The following is a 16,920-nucleotide window of genomic DNA, read 5'->3' as shown; positions in this document are numbered from 1 at the left end:
AATTTTATGAATATTTCAGTCATATGTGTTGGAAAACTAAAGGAAAGATACTGGTCAGAGGCGATTGCTGAATACTGCAAGCGACTGAAAAGCTATTGCAATTTGGAAATTGTAGAGTTAAAAGAGTCAAGGCTGCCAGATAAGTCTGGTCCTGCAGAAGAAAAGGCTGTCAAGGAAACTGAGGGTGAAGAAATTCTCAAGAAGATAAAAGATGGCGTATATGTCGTCACGTTAGAAGTGAATGGCAGAGCAATGTCCTCTGAAAAGCTAGCTGAGAAAATTGAGAAATTAACGATTGATGGGATCAGCAATATTGCCTTTGTCATCGGCGGAAGTTTAGGTCTCAGCGAGGCGGTAAGCCGCCGGGCAGACCTTCAGTTATCTTTCTCTCAAATGACCTTTCCTCATCAGATGATGAGGGTCATTTTACTAGAACAGATATACAGAAGTTTCAAAATAATTCGAAATGAGACGTATCACAAATAATATACTAAAGTACTATTTACATTTTAAAAAAAAAGCATATAATGAGGTGTAGTTCAAAATGAACAGGGAAAAGTTTACAAGAGAAAAATGGAAGATTTTCTTCTATATGGTGGTTTACAGTTTGCTTTGTGAGGCCTTTTCCCTGTTTGTTTTTGGATTTGACTGGAGATTTACCTTTGGCTTAATAATGGGAATATGTGCAGTGACCGTTAATCTAACGGCTTTGGAAAAAGTTGTTGATTGTGCTATAGATGGAAAACAAATATGGTTGGCCTTCCTGCTTCACATGGGGAGGTTTTTACTTTTTGGGGTAACTGGCTATCTTTGTTACAGGATTGACATCATTGCATTAGCCGCATATGGAATCGGCGTATTGGGTCTGACCGTAGCTTCAGTGATTACATATGTGAAGGAGGGATAGAATGATAAACATTGACGAGCTGGGATCTCGTATTATCCTCAGTCTCGCAGATGGGAAACTGCTGATTACAGAGAGCACGCTCTTTGGCCTCATTCTTGCCGTAATATTAGCGGCAGTAGGAATCTGGCTGGGAAGCGGACTCAAAACTGTCCCCAAAGGGAAGCAGATCGTAGCAGAGACCATCGTCGGGTGGATCTACAAGTACACCCGTGAAAATATGGGAGAGGAAAATGAACATTTTGCCCCTTACATCGGAACAATCTTTGCGTTTATCGTCTGCGGCAGTTCTTTGGGCCTATTGGGTCTGAGGCCGATTACGGCAGACTTGAATGTGACCTTTGCCTTATCCGGGCTGACCTTTATTTTAATTCAGGCCAACAGCATAAGGAAACTCGGAGTAAGAGGAAGACTGCGGGAGATGTGTGATCCATATCCGTTCATGTTCCCGCTGAAGATTTTAGAAGATGTGACATTGCCAATTTCGCTCTCTCTGCGACTTTTCGGAAATATTCTGGGAGGCGTTATCGTAGTAGACCTGTGGATGAGCCTGATGGAGTTTTTGAGCAGCTTGCTGACGGACGTCCCGTTTTTGCGGGCAATCACTGTATTGCCGTTGAACGGTTTCTTCGATATGTTTGAGCCGGCGATTCAGACCTACATCTTCACCATGCTGACCATGGTATTCTTAACTACCGCCATGGAAGGCGTGTCATCAAGAGTTAGTAAAAATGATAATTAATAAATGGAGGTAAAAAAATGGGTATTATAGCAATAGGAGCAGGCATCGCAATCGGCCTGGCAGCATTAGGTATCGGTATCGGTCAGGGTTTTGGACTGAGAGGCGGCCTGGAAGGGATTTCAAGACAGCCGGAAGCCAGTGGTATCATCAGAACGACGATGATCGTAGGTATGGCCATCATGGAGACCATCGGCGTATTAGCCTTTGTCATCGCGATTATGCTGGTAAGTAAGCTTTAAATAGATTGAGAGCAGGAAGGAGGCGGATAAGACATGGAAATGTATCAACCGCTGTTAACGATCAACTGGAACCTGTTGTTCACAGCCGTAACAATCATCGTTTTATTCATCATCCTGAAGGTATTCTTCTTTGAAAAAGTTCACAAATTTATGATGGACAGAGAAAATGAGATTAGGAGTTCAATTGAAAATGCTGACAATGTCAATAAGCTGGCAGACGAGAAGCTGCAGAATTATGAAGCAAAGATAGCCAATGTTGAGATGGAAAGCAGACAGATGCTCAAAGCCGCCAGAGACGAAGCGAAAGTGCAAGCAAAGGAAATCGTCGACAGCGCCAATGAAAAAGCAAGAAATCTTATTGATCACTCTCAGAAAGAAATTAGGCGTGAGCAGTATAACGCAAGGAAAGAGTTGAAAGAAGAAGTCGGCAACCTGGCAATGATGGCTGCAGAACAGATTCTGGAGAAAGAACTTTCCCCTGAGACCCATGAAGAGATTATCAACAAGATTATCGAGGAGGCTGACGAAAAACCATGGAGTTAATGATAGCAATGACCTATGGCAGGGCACTCTTTGACGCGGCAGTTGAACTTGATAAGATTGATGAAATAAAAGAAGAAATCGATCAGATTGATGGAATATTAAAAAAGGAACAGGACTACGTCAGCTTGCTGTGTAATCCAGCAATTCCTGTTATAAAAAAGAAAGCCATGATCAGGAATGTATTTAAAGGCAGGGTCAGTAAAGAAGTACTATCCTTTCTTTATATCCTGATAGATAAAGATAGAATGTTCCACTATCACAGAATCGTGAAGGAATATTTGAAGCTGATGGATGAGTACAGAGGTGAGGCCTATGGCAAAATTTATTCCGCTGTACCACTGAGTCCAGAGCAACTTGTGAAATTTGAGGCTGAGGCAGGGAAGCTTCTCCGGGAAAAGGTCAAACTCAGAAATAAAATTGACCGCAGCTTATTAGGCGGCGTCAAGGTTTTGGTAGATGGAAAACTGATAGACGCGTCTCTGCGCGCCTGCCTCAATGATTTGGACTATAAACTGAAAAAGCTATAAGAAGGGAGGGGAACCTCTATGAATTTAAGACCAGACGAAATAAGTGGTCTGATAAAAGAACAGATAAAAAACTACAGCAAGCAGCTGGAAATCTCTGATTTTGGTACGGTTATGCAGGTCGGAGACGGCATTGCCAGAGTTTATGGGCTGAACCGCTGCATGTCTGGAGAACTTTTGGAATTTCCAGGCGAAACCTATGGAATGGCTCTGAACTTGGAAGAGGATAATGTAGGTGCGGTTATTCTCGGTTCCGATAGAGAAATCGGTGAGGGCGATATTGTAAAACCTACAGGTACCGTGGTAGACGTTCCCGTTGGAGACGCTATGATCGGTCGTGTCGTAGACGCTTTAGGCCAGCCCATTGACGGCAAAGGCGCCATCGAGACTACGGAACACAGACCGGTAGAATATCCGGCGCCAGGGGTTCTGCAGAGAAAATCAGTTAATGAGCCGCTGCAGACGGGCATCAAGGCCATCGACGCCATGATGCCGATTGGCAAAGGGCAGCGTGAATTGATTATCGGCGACAGACAAACTGGTAAGACAGCCATTGCAGTTGACACGATATTAAATCAAAAAGACAAAGATGTCATTTGTATTTATGTAGCAATCGGTCAGAAAAAATCGACAGTGGCGCAGCTGGTGCAGAACCTGGAGAATCAAGGCGCAATGAAATACTCTATTGTAGTATCCGCAACTGCCAGTGAGGTAGCGCCGCTGCAATACGTCGCACCGTATTCTGGCTGTGCGATTGCAGAATATTTTATGTACAAAGGCAGAGATGTTCTGATTATTTACGACGATTTATCAAAGCACGCCGTCGCCTACAGAGCGATGTCGCTGCTTCTGAGAAGACCGCCAGGAAGAGAAGCATATCCGGGTGACGTGTTCTATCTTCACAGCCGTCTGCTCGAAAGAGCGGCAAAGCTGTCAGATGAATTGGGCGGCGGCTCTATTACTGCTCTTCCGCTGATTGAAACACAGGCAGGGGACGTATCCGCCTATATTCCGACCAATGTAATTTCCATTACAGACGGGCAGATCTTCCTGGAGACAGAACTGTTCTTCTCCGGCCAGAGACCAGCTATCAACGCAGGAATCTCTGTCTCTCGAGTAGGCGGAAATGCGCAGATCAAAGCCATGAAGAAGGTATCCAACAAGATTAAGCTGATGCTGGCCCAGTACAGGGAACTGCAGACTTTCTCCCAATTCGGTTCAGACGTAGACGCCAATACAAAACGCCAGCTGGATCATGGAAAAATTCTCATGGAGATTCTTAAGCAGGGACAGTATGGACCGGTAGACGTAGTGCACCAGGTGATGATTCTCTATGCGGCCTCTAACGGATACCTGGACGACATCGACGTCGATAAGATTAAGTCATTTGAAAAACAATTTTATCCATATATGGATGATCATTTCCCAGAAATCGGCAAAGAAATCCGCACGACGGGAGACTACAGCGCAGACGCTGAAAAACTTCTGATTAAAGGAATCAAGGAGTTTAAGAAGGTAGGTTTTATCGATGGCTGAGCAAATGCAGAATATCCAGAGAAGAATCAAGAGCATTGGCAGTACAGAGAGAATTACCAATGCTATGAAGCTGGTTTCTGCAGCAAAACTGCGTAAAGCAAAGTCTGCTTTTGAGAGTTCCAGACTCTATTTGGGCAGACTGCTTGAATCCATTCAGGAGACTTTGGATGACGTAGAAGATGTACCGCAGCGCTTTTTGGCAGGAAGCAGAGACGTTAAGAACAAGTGCTATGTTTTGATTACCAGCAGCAACGGTCTCTGCGGCAGCTTCAACGGCAATGTAATCAGAACCATGACGGAGAGACTTTCTGAGTACGGTAATGACTACAGCAATGTGAGGATGGTGACCATCGGCTCTAAGGGGCGGGAATACTTTGCGCATCATGGAGTAGAGATTTTGATGGAGCACGACGCACCGGCAGATACGGTGACCTTTGAGGAGACAAAAGAAATCAGCAGACCGCTGATGGAGCTGTACGCAAAGGGAGAAATTGACGAAATCGACATCGTATATACCTCTTATATCAATACACTGAAGCAGGAAGTGATCATAAAGAAATTGCTTCCTATCGACATTCACAGTAAAGGCGAAGTGGGTGATTATACGAATCCTATCGAATATGGTCCGTCTGCAGAAGCAGTCTTCAGTTATCTCATACCGAAATATATTGAGCTGATGATTTTCAGCACATGTATTGAGTCCGCCACATGTGAGTATGCGGCAAGACGAACGGCCATGGAGAACGCCAACGATAACGCTAAGGATATCTTGGCAGATTTGCAGCTTGAATATAACCATGCAAGACAGTCTGCAATTACGGACGAAATTATAGAAATCGTTGCAGGCGCAGAGGCCCAGAGATAAAAATAATATGATCGATTGCGAACTGACTGAAGCCAGGCAATCGCAGCATAAGGTCTGCCTAGCCGCTCGCTCTGCTTGCGGGGCAGAACCATTAGTACGACAAAATCCACCCAATCAAACATCGCCAGAGGCTCGTTCTCTTGGGGATTTAAAGCATAAGGTCTGCCTAGCCGCTCGCTTTGCTTGCGGGGCAGAACCATTAGGAGGTGAAAATCATTGAATAAAGGAACAATACATCAGATTATTGGGCCTGTTATAGATATCCGATTCCATCCCGACGAAATGCCGGAACTTCTCAATGCCATTGAAATACCCGTTGATGGGAAAAACATTGTGGCAGAGGTTCATCAGCATATCGGGGATGATGAAGCCAGATGCGTTGCTTTATCATCTACAGACGGTCTTTCGAGAGGAATGGAAGCAATTGATACCGGAGAACCGATTAAAGTCCCTGTAGGCAAGGAAGTCCTGGGGAGACTGTTCAACGTTTTAGGCGATCCCATCGATGAAAAGGGACCAGTTGCAACAGAGGTGAAGAGTTCGATTCACAGGCAGGCGCCGAAGTTTGAAGATCAGGATACGACATCCCATATCTTTGAGACAGGAATTAAGGTTATCGACTTAATCGCTCCTTATACAAAAGGCGGAAAGGTCGGTCTCTTTGGCGGCGCTGGCGTAGGAAAGACGGTTTTGATTCAGGAACTGATCAACAACATCGCCACAGAGCACGGCGGCATTTCCGTATTTGCCGGCGTTGGAGAGAGGACCAGAGAAGGAAACGACCTCTACAACGAAATGACAGAATCGGGAGTACTGAAGAAGACCGCCATGGTGTTCGGTCAGATGAACGAACCGCCGGGAGCCAGAATGAGGGTCGCACTGACGGGTCTTACAATGGCCGAATATTTCAGAGACAAAGAGAAGCAGGATGTACTTCTGTTTATCGATAATATTTTTAGATTTACACAGGCTGGATCAGAGGTTTCTGCCTTGCTGGGCCGTGTGCCGTCGGCCGTTGGATACCAGCCGACGCTGGCTACGGAGATGGGGGCCTTGCAGGAGCGAATTACCTCTACAAAAGAGGGGTCTATTACTTCTGTTCAGGCGGTCTATGTGCCTGCCGACGACTTGACAGACCCAGCGCCAGCTACGACCTTCGCCCACTTGGATGCGACCACTGTTCTTTCCCGCTCCATTACTGAACTGGGCATCTATCCGGCAGTCGATCCTCTGGCATCCAATTCCAGAATCCTCGACCCGTTGATTTTAGGCGAAGAGCATTATGAGGTTGCCAGAGGTGTACAGAAGGTGCTGCAGAAATATAGAGATCTGCAGGATATCATAGCCATTCTGGGCATGGATGAACTTTCTGAAGAAGACAAAGAGACGGTTGCAAGAGCTAGAAAGATTCAGAGATTCCTTTCCCAGCCGTTCAGCGTAGCGGAACAATTTACTGGCATGAAAGGTAAATATGTTCCGATTGCCGAGACGGTACGTGGCTTCAAAGAGATTTTGGAAGGAAAGCACGATGACATTCCAGAGTCTTTCTTCCTCTTTGCGGGCGGCATCGACGATGTGGTGGCAAAGTACGAAGAATCTAAGGAGCAGGCTCATGACTGATGCAGACAAAGGCGTTTTGCTTGAAGTCATCACGCCGAGAGAGATGTTCTACTCCGGCCAGGTGGAAATGGTCGTCGTGCCGACCACCGATGGGGAAGAAGGCTTTATGGCCCACCACGTTTGGTGTGTAAAGCTTCTTGCCGAGAAGGGCAGAGTCAAGATTCGCGAGACCGGCGCAAAGGACTTGAAGATCATCGACATCAAGGGCGGTCATGTAGATATCAAAGACCGTTTTGTGGTCTACACTGACGAAGCAGAGTGGGTAGAAGAAGATTAGGAATAAATAAAAGGGGTAGTCTGAACAAAGGGTTCATCTTTGTACAGACTGCTTTTTTTATTTACGGTACTCGGTCGTTCGTAACTAACATACTTGTTGACAAATAAAGTTGTCAGTTGTAAAATATTAATATATAGAATATTCTGAATAGGAGTGTGCGAGCATGAGCGCCGATACCTTTCCACAATACATAAGAATTGCATACTTCTTAGCGTCACGAATCGCAGAAGGCGATTTTCCCATCGGCAAAAGATTGTCGGGGCGCTCCAAGTTATCATCAGAATATCAGGTCTCTCCGGAAACCATGCGCAGAGCATTGCAGATCCTTGCCGATATGAAGGTAGTAGAGGTCAAGGGACAGAGCGGTGTTTATGTACTGTCTACAGACAACGCAAGACGCTGCGCTGAAAATTTGGAGGAACAATTAGATCGCCGCGAGAAGGCTGCGAAACTCAGACATCTGCTGGAAGAACATGATGAGACTGGACGGCGGATTTTGGAGGTTTGTACGGAGGTTCTGGAAAGTGAGACCTTTTCTACAGTAGCCGAGCAGAGACTCCCTAATTATCAGGTCCGCATATCCGAAGACTCAGATAAAATCGGCAGAAGCCTGGCCTCTCTGCAGTTCTGGCAGGCAACTGGCGCAACGATTGTAGCGATTAGACGCGGCTACAATACGATGATTTCACCAGGGCCCCATGCCGAATTGTACGGAGGAGACTATGTAATCTTTGTAGGCGCCCCTGATGTAGTAGATAAAGTAAAAGCATTCCTTAATCCGGAAGACTGTTAGACACATCTGATATAAAGATAGGAGGATATCATTATGGCACACGATCAGTTACAGACCATTGACCTCGTCATTATAGGCGCCTATTTAATCGCGCTTGTTTTAATCGGCGTGCATTTTATGAAAAAAGTAAAAAACATCGGCGATTACTATATTGCCGGTCGTACCTTTGGACCTATTGTTATGATGGCCACCGTCTGCGCAACAATTATCGGCGGCAGCGGATTGATGGGGAGAGCAGGCGTCGCTTACTCTGACGGGTTTAAGGCTGTCATGACAGCCCTCCCTTACTTATTAGGCATGTTCATCTTCTCCGGCATCTCCGGCAGAATATCCGCCATAGGATTTCAGCACAATGTGTCCTCTATGCCCGATCTGTTCGAACGACGTTTTGGTAAGACAGCAAAGATCATTTTGGGAGCCATGATTGCCTTCACCATGATGGGGACAGTAGCGTCTCAGGTCACGGCAACGGCAACGATTATCAGCATGCTAGGCGGAGAAATCGGACTTTCCTACGAGGTGGGCGCGTTGATTGCCTGTATTGTGTTTATGATCTATACTGCCACATCGGGACTCTTTGGCGTGGTATATACAGATGTAGTGCAGTTCTTTATGCTGCTGATTTTCGTATATATCCTGATACCGATTGCCTCTCTGTATACTGTAGGGGGCTTTTCGAATTTCACAGCCAACCTGGACCCTGCATTAGCTAAACCGTATATTGACGGTGATATTCTTGGTGACATTGTAACCTATCTGGTCTTCACTCTGGCAGGTGCGGAAATGTGGCAGCGGGCTTTTGCTGCCAAAGACGGAAAATCGGCCAAGCGAGGCATGTTCTTAGGCACCCTTGTCTACGGAGTCACTATCTTTCTCGTATTTTTCATGGGTGTCATCGCTCACCAGATTATCGGTGATGATATCCTAGCGCAGTACGGGTCCACAGATGCCACCGTTCCAGCTCTTGCTATTACCGTTCTGCCTGTCGGACTTACGGGCCTGGCCCTGGCAGGAATTTTATCAGTCATCATGTCCACGGCAGACAGCTATTTGCTCGTGTCTGTGCAGACCTGTGTTCACGACATTGTCAAAACCTTCAAGCCGGGACTAAGAGAGAAAAACGAGATTCGCCTTTCTCGTATTTTTGCAATCGTCCTTCCTCTGGGTGCTTTGGTAATCGCTTTGTACATAAAAAATGCCTATTCCATTCTGATGTTTGCCTGGAGCTTTTATGCGGCTGCGGCGGGATTGCCTGCCTTTGCGGCGCTATACTGGCGGAAGGCGACAAAAGCTGGTATTATTGCAGGCATGGTCAGCGGCTTTGCAGTTTGCGTCGGCTGGAAGCTGGCGGGACTGCCATTTGGACTGGGCGCGACTGTTCCCGGTGCCATTGCCTGCGCTGTCGCGTTAGTATGCGTGAGCCTGGTCACCTACAAAACACAACCGTCAGGATTTCTGGAGGTTTCAAAAAGTAAAAAATAAGGGAGCCATAATTGCGGTGCGATAGAAAAGAGGGGCATCAGCCCAATGTCATTAAGTTAGTGGAAAGTAAAAAAAGACTTCATACTAAAAAAAGTATGGGGTCTTTTTACTTTAGCAAAATCAAATCCGCATACTCGTTTTACGGCATGCCAAAAAAGCCACACAGATGGCAGAAAAACCAGTATGCAGATGCCCGGATTTATGATATCCTGTAAATGAAGTTGATTGCTATTCTTGAATGTGATTTTCTCTCAAAGCTGCGGTCTTTCCGTATTGGTATTACGGATTTTAACAATAACCGATAAGCGGAATGTGGGGAAATCTGATTTAGGAATAGCTTTCTGCATATTAGGACCGCTTTTGCCGCATTGACCTTATATGGATATTTCCTGCTTGAGTGCGTGCTGCAAAGTCCTTCTGATACAACCGCCACAATATTGAAAAAAGCCAATCTTGAAAAAAGTTCCTGCAGCACCAGGTCTTTTCTGACAGAATGGAAGTAAATCATCCCCACATTGTATTTCAATGTTCTAAATGAGGTTTCAATTCCCCAGCGCATAGCATAAAGCTTTTTCAGTTCCAATGCTGGAAATTCACTTGCCGAGAGGTTTGTTACTACGGTTTCGTATTGGCCATGTGTAATTTTAAATCTCACCACCCTAAAAGGAATCCGGTAAAAAGCGGCATCCTGGGTATATTCTGAGCGTAGGGGAAGATAATCCAGTCTTGAATTAGGCGGTATATACCGATAATGATTTCTATCCTCAAAAAGTTCTTTCGTCTTCTTCGAGGCTTTCCTTGTCATCTGCAGATCGATATCGAGATCAAATTCTTCATCGCCAGGAAGATCAAGTCTGCTGATGATTCCGCCTTTATCGATGTCCCGCACCCGTATCAGGTAGAGCCAGCGCTTTTCCTGCAGATGTGCCATTATATTGTAGGACTCATATCCACGGTCTGCAGTTAAAATGGCCCGCGTTATCCGAGAGCGGTCCACCATTTGATTCAACGCTTCATGTTCGGCAAATTTGAGTCTGTCCTGTACCACGGCGTCCTGATAAGTATTGGATAAAATATCGTAAAGGGCATTAAGATGGACAAGGTTATATGGTTTCTGCCCATTGGTGCCGGGGAAAAATGTGTCCGTATCATTAGGATTTGTAGGGATTTGCACATCACTTCCGTCAGCGGCTAAAAGCCTGTACCCCCGATAAGATTTTGCCTCCTGATGCAGGGTTATGGTGGCGTTAAACAGTTCCTCGAAAGCACTTTGTTTAATCTTTGCCCGTTGCTGCAAATATGCAGACACAGTGGGCACATCCATATTACGGGGAAAATATTCCAAAATCTCAGAGAAGGGGGTTCCGCCGTGCATACAGACAACGGACATCATACAGTCAGAAAAAGAAATTTTTCTGCTGCGGGTAAAGTCCTTTGCAGGACAATGCACATGGTTTTCTTTGCTTGCGTCAATTTGTTTGATGCAAGACCCGATTTTCTGGTAAATACTATCGATTTTCATAATGTAACCTCCTTGTAATTTTGTTTGATTTGAATGATCTACTAATTACAAGGGCCGCTTTTACCATCGTTTCTTTGCTGGTAAAAGCGGCCGCACATTTTGCGAGGTTTGTCAATAGCCTAAAGAAAAAAAGACCCCATACTTTTTTTAGTATGAAGTCTTTTTTTACTTTCCACTAACTTAATGACATTGGGCATCAGCCCCTCCTTCATTAAATAATGGCATCGAAGGCCGCGTAAGCCGGCGTCCAGTGCTTTTCTGACAAATAACGGAATAGTCCTTCTTTATCCGTAGCTTTAAACAGTTCCAGAATCTCACGATGCTCGTCATTGGTAGCATAGAGAACCTTTTGCGTGCTTCCGCTTACGTCTTCGGTATAGCTTTTCTTCAGCAGCTTATTCTTCAGCTTATCAATTGAATCGATGAGGGCGTCATTGCCGCATTGATCTATATAGGTCTGATGAAAAGCCACTTGCTGTTTGTGATACATTTCGAAGTTACCGGCTTTGATTGCCAGATCCATGGTTTCAATATAAAAGGCCATATCCGCCAGATCCTGTTTTGTCAAGTGATCGCAAGAAGATTTAGCGGCGTAACCATCGAGGACGCCTATCACTGCATAGATTTCTCCCACATCTTTTTCGGATATGGATTTAATGACGAACCCTTTTCGCGCACGATTCTCTAAAACGCCTTCGGCAGTCAGCTGAATTAAAGCTTCGCGCACAGGAGTGCGGCTGATATTGAGACTTTCGCAGATGACGTTTTCGTTGACTCTCTGCTCCGGCAGCAGGGAACCGTCACGTATCTGGTCTGCGATATATTCATATACGTGATCTTTCAGTGTTTTAAACTTTTCCATATTCTTTTCTCCCCTCGGACTATTACTTATTATAATAGAACAAAAAATCGACATTCGTCAACCTGATATTTACACTTTATGAAGATTGTCAGAAGAATTTTCGGCTTAATTGACAATTATATGCAAGTTATATATAATACAACTATGTAATTACTATGGATTACAATCTTAACAAAGATTGGTATATGGGAAGGAGAAAAATCAATGGCATATCCAAGAATCGATTTTTTATATCTAAGTGAGAAGGACATGCTGGCCGCAGGGGTAAACGATGTGGCAAAGTGTACAGACTGCATGGAAGAAGTCCTGAAACTGCTGGACAAAGGAGACTACAGAATGGGAGGAGAAGATGCGAACTCTCACGGCTCTATGATCAGCTTTCCCGAAGAACCTGAATTTCCTAATATGCCCAAGGATGGACCGGACAGACGTTTCATGGCTATGCCTGCCTATCTCGGAGGCCAGTTTGATATTGCAGGCGTAAAGTGGTACGGCTCCAATGTGGAAAACAAGGCGGCCGGTCTGCCTCGTTCCATTTTGATGGTTATCTTGAACGATAAACAAACAGGTGCGCCTCTTGCGTATATGTCGGCTAACTTGCTCAGTGCGTACAGAACGGCAGCTGTTCCCGGCGTCGGTGTCAGGCATCTGGCAGTCAAAAACGCGAAAGTCCTCGGCGTGGTAGGGCCGGGTGTAATCAATTCGATTACGATCGAAACCTTTGCTTCGATGCGTCCAAGTTTGGAAACCCTAAAGATATATGGACGCAGCAAGACTTCTATTGACAGATGCATCGAATACGTCAAGAAGAGATGCCCGCAGTTTAAAGACTTTATCGTATGTGATACTTTAGAAGACTGTGTAAGAGATGCAGATATTCTCAGCTTTGCCACCTCAACACCGACGGGAGGACAAAAGAATTATCCTTTTGTAGAGAGAGAATGGATTAAGCCTGGCTGCCTGCTCTGTGGTATGGGAGCGCTGAACGTACCTGACGAAATGGTCATGGACCCTGCCACCAAGCTGGTAGTAGATTATACTGGCTTATACGAAACGTGGGCAGAGGAATACCCTTATCCCACCTTTGACACTTGGTTTCTGATCGGAAGTAAATTTACAGACATGATTCATGATAAAAAATTGGACTTTCAGCGGATGGAGAATCTGGGAGCAATCTTAAATGGAAAACTACCGGGCCGTGATAACGATCAGCAGGTTATTATTTACTCCATCGGCGGCATGCCCGTAGAGGACGTGGCATGGGGTAAAACTGTTTATGAGAATGCCATTAAAATGGAAATCGGTACAAAACTGAATTTATGGGAAGAACCTTATCTGTTTTAAACATCGTAAAAAATATGAGTGATAAAAGGACTGCCATCAATGGGCAGTCCTTTTTACGTGAATTCCTCAGGTGATCCTATCGTTAAAAAAGTTGGCAGAAAAATCAAAATTATATTGACAATGGCGCATATATTATATAAAATATATTTAAACAAGGAATGATATATTATATTTTAAATTTTAAACATACTTTGGAGGTAAGGAAAAATGAAAAAGTTTAATCACGTAATCGTAAGAAGACCGTGCAAAGCAATGGTAGAAGGCATCACAAGCGGACTGTATCCGGGAAAGCCTGATTTTGAGCTGGCACTGAAGCAGCACGATACTTACATAGAGGCACTGAAGCAGTGCGATGTAGACGTTACCGTATTAGAGGCTGACGAGAGATATCCCGATTCCTGCTTCGTCGAGGACCCTGCCCTGATTACAAGGAAGTGCGCCATCATCACCAACCCGGGCGCAGAGTCCAGAAACGGTGAGAAGGACGAGATCATCGGCGCGGTGAAGAAGTTCTTCTCTGACGACCAGATCGAATACATCAAGGCCCCTGGCACTCTGGAAGGCGGCGACGTCATGATGGTTGGCGACCACTTCTATGTTGGAAGATCCGCAAGGACCAACGAGGAAGGCATCAGACAGCTGACAGAGATCCTGGCCAAGTACGACATGACCTGCTCCGAGGTGAAGCTGGAAGAGGTGCTCCACCTGAAGACGGGCGTCAACTACCTGGAGGACAACAACATGCTGGTATCCGGCGAGTTCGTGACGAAGCCGGAGTTCCAGAAGTACAACTGCGTGCAGATTCCGGAGGACGAAGCATACGCAGCGAACTGCATCTGGGTCAACGACACGGTCATCGTACCGGAAGGTTATCCTGCAGTGCTGAAAGCGGTACAGGACCTGGGTTATAAGACCATCTTAGTTGACACATCGGAATATAGAAAACTTGATGGTGGTTTAAGCTGCTTATCACTGAGATTTTAGGAAAACACGATTAGACTCCATAAAGAGAATGGAGAGGTCGCTTCAATAAAATGAAGAAAGAGAGGACCACAAAATGCCAACCCTTAATGACAAAAAGAAAAAGTTCAAGTTTCCGAGCAGTACATTGATGCTGTTCAGTATCATCGTCATCATCGCAATTCTGACATATATTGTGCCCGCAGGGCAGTACGCCTACGTAGACCAGGGCGGTACTCAGGTCGTAGACGGCAGCAGTTTTCAGTATGTGGAGCAAAACCCAGTAAATCCGTTTCGCGTTTTCGTAGCGATTCAGGAAGGCTTCCTCAACGGCGCACAGATTATCTTTCTGATTCTGTTCGGCTACTTCTGGGTATATTCTGTTATGCAGACAGGCGCCTTTACGGCGATGATTAACAGACTGCTCGGCAGCAAAGCGAGAGACAGCAAGCTGTTTATCCCGATTGTAATGCTGGTATTCTCACTGGCAGGATCTACATATGGCGAGTTCGAAACTGTTTACGGTTTAATTCCAATCTTTGTCGCCTTGGCAATTGCTTTAGGCTATGATGCCCTGGTGGGCATGTGCATGTCTGGTGTGGCGGTTGCAGTCGGTTTTGCCTCTGCAACGACAAATCCGTTTACCATCGGTATTGCACAGACCTTCGGTGATCTGCCGATGTTTTCAGGGCTGGGTTACAGATGGGTGATCTTTGGCGTATTCTACCTAGTTTCCATGGCACTGGTCATGAGATACGCGATGAAAGTCAAAAAAGATCCGACCAAGAGTCTGGTCTATGGGGAAGACTATTCCGCATTCAAAGTTGAGACTGATGCAAACATGGAGTTTACTGCAAAACACAAGCTTTTGATGCTCGGTATGGTTGTAACGGTCATAACCATCGTATACGGCTCACTGAAACTTGGCTGGTACATAAACGAGATGAGCGGCGTGTTCATCATCTCGGGAATCTTATCATCCGTTATCGGAGGAAAAAGACCGGAAGGCATTGCCACAGATCTCATAACATCCATATCGGAAATGACCGTAGCAATGGTAGTGGTTGGCCTTTCGAGAACCATACTGGTCATCATGCAGAACGGCGTTATTATCGATACCGTTATCCACGGAATGAACTCAATGATGCAGGGACTGCCTACATGGGCAACTGGCGAGATGATGCTGGTAGTTCAGAACATCTTGAACTTCTTCATTCCTTCGGGCAGCGGTCAGGCCGCAGCCATTATGCCGATTATGATACCGCTGGCAGACTTGACGGAGCTGAACAGACAGATTGCCGTCCTGGCATATCAGTTCGGAGACGGATTCTCCAATCTTCTGTGGCCTACAGGCGCCTGTGCCATCATGTGCGGAATTGCTAAGATTCCAATGGGCAAATGGTATAAATTCTTCCTGCCGATCTTTGGAATTATGTTCCTGCTGCAGTCGTTCTTCGTGATTCTGGCTGTATTCATCGGGTATCATTAATAGAAAGGTATAGAGGAAATGTTAGACGAGAAGCAATTAAAGGAGCTGTTGCTGCCGAAAATTGACAGCTATAGAGAAGAGATCAATGCATTAAACGACTATATGGCGGAAAACCCGGAAATCGGAAGCGCGGAGTTTCACAGCTCCGCCGCCATCGTAGACCTGTTGAGAAAGCACGGTATAGAGACAGAATATCCTTTTGCTGGATTTGATACGGCCTTTAAGGGTGTTATCAACCCAGAGAAAAAAGAAAGGATGGCGCTTCTTGCAGAGTATGATGCACTGAGAGGTCTGGGGCATGCCTGCGGCCACTGTGCCAGCGGCAGTTCCAGCGTCCTCGCAGCTCTGGCCTTGAATGAGGTGAGAGACCAGTTAGATTTTGGAGTAGACATCATCGGCACACCTGATGAAGAAATCAACGGTACCAAGTGTTTGATGGCGGACAAAGGCGTCTTTGACGGATATGATTTTGCCGCCATGGTCCATATGGGACCATTCAGTACAGCGACGTCAGAGTTCATTGCTCTCGATGGCTTGGGCTTCAAATGGCATGGACAGCCGGCTCATGCAGCCGCGGCGCCGGAAAAGGGCAGAAACGCCCTCAACGCCGCCAGGTTATTCCTGGATGCAACTGATATGATGCGGCAGCATGTCATTGAAGAAGCGCGCATGCACGGCTTTATCAAAAACGGCGGCGAAGCGTCCAATATCGTGCCGGAGTTTGCAGAAGTTGAATTTTTAACCAGAGCTCCCCGCAGAGAAGACCTCAATGATATCACGGCTTGGGTGAAGGACTGTGCCAGAGCGGCAGCCTTGGCGACACGGACAGAAGTGGAGATGTTTCCTGTTGGGGAACCCTTCCACGAGCTGTATATCAGTAAATTGGGAGAAAAACTGATGCGTGAAAGCTATGACGAACTGGGGATTCCGTGTGCAAATCAGTCGGGAATGAAAGGCTCCTCCGATATCGGAAATGTGGACTACAGATGTCCTGCATTTCATCCTATGATGGGAATCGGTATAGAAGAAAACTGCCACACCCAGGAGTTTGCTGATGCGATGACCACACAAGGCGCTCATGATGCCATCAAAAACTCTGCGTCTCTGCTCCTTTGCATGACCGCAAAAATGTACGGCAACCCGCAGCTGCTCCAGCAGATCAAGGCGGACCACAAGGCCTATCGAGGCTATTAAAATAGAAAAGAACATGTTCACATG

18 protein-coding genes are annotated in these 16,920 nt (G+C 45.9%); 16 read left to right on the top strand and 2 right to left on the bottom strand.

What is annotated here, in order from left to right:
* Positions 1-6: 6 nt before the first annotated feature.
* The 12 genes from rlmH (at position 7) to BN6539_RS02625 (ending at position 9,525) form a co-directional block, all read left to right on the top strand.
* A complete protein-coding gene (gene rlmH / locus BN6539_RS02680; protein ID WP_067533518.1) occupies positions 7-486 on the top strand; it encodes a 23S rRNA (pseudouridine(1915)-N(3))-methyltransferase RlmH in 480 nt (159 codons plus the stop codon).
* A gap of 58 nt (positions 487-544) precedes the next feature.
* Positions 545-907 (top strand): hypothetical protein, encoded by a 363-nt coding sequence (locus BN6539_RS02675; protein WP_067533515.1) that lies wholly within the window; start codon positions 545-547, stop codon positions 905-907.
* Between the two features lies 1 nt (position 908).
* On the top strand, positions 909-1,646 hold the full coding sequence (gene atpB, locus BN6539_RS02670) for a F0F1 ATP synthase subunit A (RefSeq protein WP_067533513.1): 738 nt from the start codon (positions 909-911) through the stop codon (positions 1,644-1,646).
* Between the two features lie 17 nt (positions 1,647-1,663).
* Complete coding sequence (atpE, locus tag BN6539_RS02665; protein WP_067533511.1) at positions 1,664-1,885, top strand: ATP synthase F0 subunit C; 222 nt, start codon at positions 1,664-1,666, stop codon at positions 1,883-1,885.
* Between the two features lie 33 nt (positions 1,886-1,918).
* Positions 1,919-2,428 carry a F0F1 ATP synthase subunit B gene (gene atpF, locus BN6539_RS02660; protein ID WP_067533509.1) on the top strand — a complete coding sequence of 170 codons (510 nt, stop codon included), beginning with the start codon at positions 1,919-1,921 and terminating at the stop codon, positions 2,426-2,428.
* On the top strand, positions 2,419-2,955 hold the full coding sequence (atpH, locus tag BN6539_RS02655) for an ATP synthase F1 subunit delta (RefSeq protein WP_067533507.1): 537 nt from the start codon (positions 2,419-2,421) through the stop codon (positions 2,953-2,955). The genes atpF and atpH overlap by 10 nt, the downstream gene beginning before the upstream one ends.
* Before the next feature lie 18 nt (positions 2,956-2,973).
* Positions 2,974-4,488, top strand: coding sequence for a F0F1 ATP synthase subunit alpha (gene atpA, locus BN6539_RS02650; RefSeq protein WP_067533505.1), 1,515 nt, complete (start codon positions 2,974-2,976; stop codon positions 4,486-4,488).
* Positions 4,481-5,353, top strand: a complete 873-nt coding sequence (atpG, locus tag BN6539_RS02645) for an ATP synthase F1 subunit gamma (protein WP_067533502.1) — start codon at positions 4,481-4,483, stop codon at positions 5,351-5,353. The genes atpA and atpG overlap by 8 nt, the downstream gene beginning before the upstream one ends.
* A gap of 216 nt (positions 5,354-5,569) precedes the next feature.
* Positions 5,570-6,973 (top strand): F0F1 ATP synthase subunit beta, encoded by a 1,404-nt coding sequence (gene atpD, locus BN6539_RS02640; protein WP_067533499.1) that lies wholly within the window; start codon positions 5,570-5,572, stop codon positions 6,971-6,973.
* Positions 6,966-7,250 carry a F0F1 ATP synthase subunit epsilon gene (locus tag BN6539_RS02635; RefSeq protein WP_067533496.1) on the top strand — a complete coding sequence of 95 codons (285 nt, stop codon included), beginning with the start codon at positions 6,966-6,968 and terminating at the stop codon, positions 7,248-7,250. Before atpD ends, BN6539_RS02635 begins: the two co-directional genes overlap by 8 nt.
* A gap of 163 nt (positions 7,251-7,413) precedes the next feature.
* Positions 7,414-8,043 carry a TrkA C-terminal domain-containing protein gene (locus BN6539_RS02630; protein WP_067533493.1) on the top strand — a complete coding sequence of 210 codons (630 nt, stop codon included), beginning with the start codon at positions 7,414-7,416 and terminating at the stop codon, positions 8,041-8,043.
* A gap of 33 nt (positions 8,044-8,076) precedes the next feature.
* Positions 8,077-9,525 (top strand): sodium:solute symporter family protein, encoded by a 1,449-nt coding sequence (locus BN6539_RS02625; protein WP_067533490.1) that lies wholly within the window; start codon positions 8,077-8,079, stop codon positions 9,523-9,525.
* Positions 9,526-9,724: 199 nt separating this feature from the next.
* Here the strand turns inward: BN6539_RS02625 and BN6539_RS02615 are convergent, their stop codons facing one another.
* Together BN6539_RS02615 and BN6539_RS02610 are read right to left on the bottom strand one after the other, a co-directional pair.
* Entirely contained in the window at positions 9,725-11,047 is a 1,323-nt protein-coding gene (locus BN6539_RS02615; protein ID WP_067533484.1) for an IS4 family transposase, read from the bottom strand.
* 211 nt (positions 11,048-11,258) lie between these two features.
* Positions 11,259-11,909 carry a GntR family transcriptional regulator gene (locus BN6539_RS02610; protein ID WP_067533481.1) on the bottom strand — a complete coding sequence of 217 codons (651 nt, stop codon included), beginning with the start codon at positions 11,907-11,909 and terminating at the stop codon, positions 11,259-11,261.
* Between the two features lie 204 nt (positions 11,910-12,113).
* Between BN6539_RS02610 and BN6539_RS02605 the strand changes: the two genes are divergently transcribed.
* The 4 genes from BN6539_RS02605 to BN6539_RS02590 all read left to right on the top strand — a co-directional run bounded on the left by BN6539_RS02605 (position 12,114) and on the right by BN6539_RS02590 (position 16,896).
* A complete protein-coding gene (locus BN6539_RS02605) occupies positions 12,114-13,253 on the top strand; it encodes a tyramine oxidase subunit B (protein ID WP_067533478.1) in 1,140 nt (379 codons plus the stop codon).
* A 207-nt stretch (positions 13,254-13,460) separates the two neighbouring features.
* Positions 13,461-14,237 carry a dimethylarginine dimethylaminohydrolase family protein gene (locus BN6539_RS02600; protein WP_067533474.1) on the top strand — a complete coding sequence of 259 codons (777 nt, stop codon included), beginning with the start codon at positions 13,461-13,463 and terminating at the stop codon, positions 14,235-14,237.
* A 73-nt stretch (positions 14,238-14,310) separates the two neighbouring features.
* A complete protein-coding gene (locus BN6539_RS02595) occupies positions 14,311-15,702 on the top strand; it encodes a YfcC family protein (RefSeq protein ID WP_067533471.1) in 1,392 nt (463 codons plus the stop codon).
* Positions 15,703-15,720: 18 nt separating this feature from the next.
* Positions 15,721-16,896, top strand: a complete 1,176-nt coding sequence (locus BN6539_RS02590) for an amidohydrolase (protein WP_067533468.1) — start codon at positions 15,721-15,723, stop codon at positions 16,894-16,896.
* The last annotated feature ends 24 nt before the right edge of the window (positions 16,897-16,920 follow it).

This window comes from Emergencia timonensis (genome assembly GCF_900086585.1).
GTDB classification, from domain to species: Bacteria; Bacillota; Clostridia; order Peptostreptococcales; family Anaerovoracaceae; genus Senimuribacter; species Senimuribacter timonensis.
The sequence above is the reverse complement of the archived record's forward strand: the minus strand, read 5'-3'. Positions and strand labels throughout refer to the sequence as shown.

Coding starts and splice junctions, on each gene's coding strand:
- BN6539_RS02630 (WP_067533493.1), top strand. CDS start 7,414: ATGAGCGCCGATACCTTTCCACAATACATAAGAATTGCATACTTCTTA.
- atpA (WP_067533505.1), top strand. CDS start 2,974: ATGAATTTAAGACCAGACGAAATAAGTGGTCTGATAAAAGAACAGATA.
- rlmH (WP_067533518.1), top strand. CDS start 7: ATGAATATTTCAGTCATATGTGTTGGAAAACTAAAGGAAAGATACTGG.
- BN6539_RS02605 (WP_067533478.1), top strand. CDS start 12,114: ATGGCATATCCAAGAATCGATTTTTTATATCTAAGTGAGAAGGACATG.
- atpF (WP_067533509.1), top strand. CDS start 1,919: ATGGAAATGTATCAACCGCTGTTAACGATCAACTGGAACCTGTTGTTC.
- atpB (WP_067533513.1), top strand. CDS start 909: ATGATAAACATTGACGAGCTGGGATCTCGTATTATCCTCAGTCTCGCA.
- atpG (WP_067533502.1), top strand. CDS start 4,481: ATGGCTGAGCAAATGCAGAATATCCAGAGAAGAATCAAGAGCATTGGC.
- BN6539_RS02625 (WP_067533490.1), top strand. CDS start 8,077: ATGGCACACGATCAGTTACAGACCATTGACCTCGTCATTATAGGCGCC.
- BN6539_RS02675 (WP_067533515.1), top strand. CDS start 545: ATGAACAGGGAAAAGTTTACAAGAGAAAAATGGAAGATTTTCTTCTAT.
- atpH (WP_067533507.1), top strand. CDS start 2,419: ATGGAGTTAATGATAGCAATGACCTATGGCAGGGCACTCTTTGACGCG.
- BN6539_RS02610 (WP_067533481.1), bottom strand. CDS start 11,909: ATGGAAAAGTTTAAAACACTGAAAGATCACGTATATGAATATATCGCA.
- BN6539_RS02635 (WP_067533496.1), top strand. CDS start 6,966: ATGACTGATGCAGACAAAGGCGTTTTGCTTGAAGTCATCACGCCGAGA.
- BN6539_RS02600 (WP_067533474.1), top strand. CDS start 13,461: ATGAAAAAGTTTAATCACGTAATCGTAAGAAGACCGTGCAAAGCAATG.
- BN6539_RS02590 (WP_067533468.1), top strand. CDS start 15,721: ATGTTAGACGAGAAGCAATTAAAGGAGCTGTTGCTGCCGAAAATTGAC.
- atpE (WP_067533511.1), top strand. CDS start 1,664: ATGGGTATTATAGCAATAGGAGCAGGCATCGCAATCGGCCTGGCAGCA.
- BN6539_RS02615 (WP_067533484.1), bottom strand. CDS start 11,047: ATGAAAATCGATAGTATTTACCAGAAAATCGGGTCTTGCATCAAACAA.
- BN6539_RS02595 (WP_067533471.1), top strand. CDS start 14,311: ATGCCAACCCTTAATGACAAAAAGAAAAAGTTCAAGTTTCCGAGCAGT.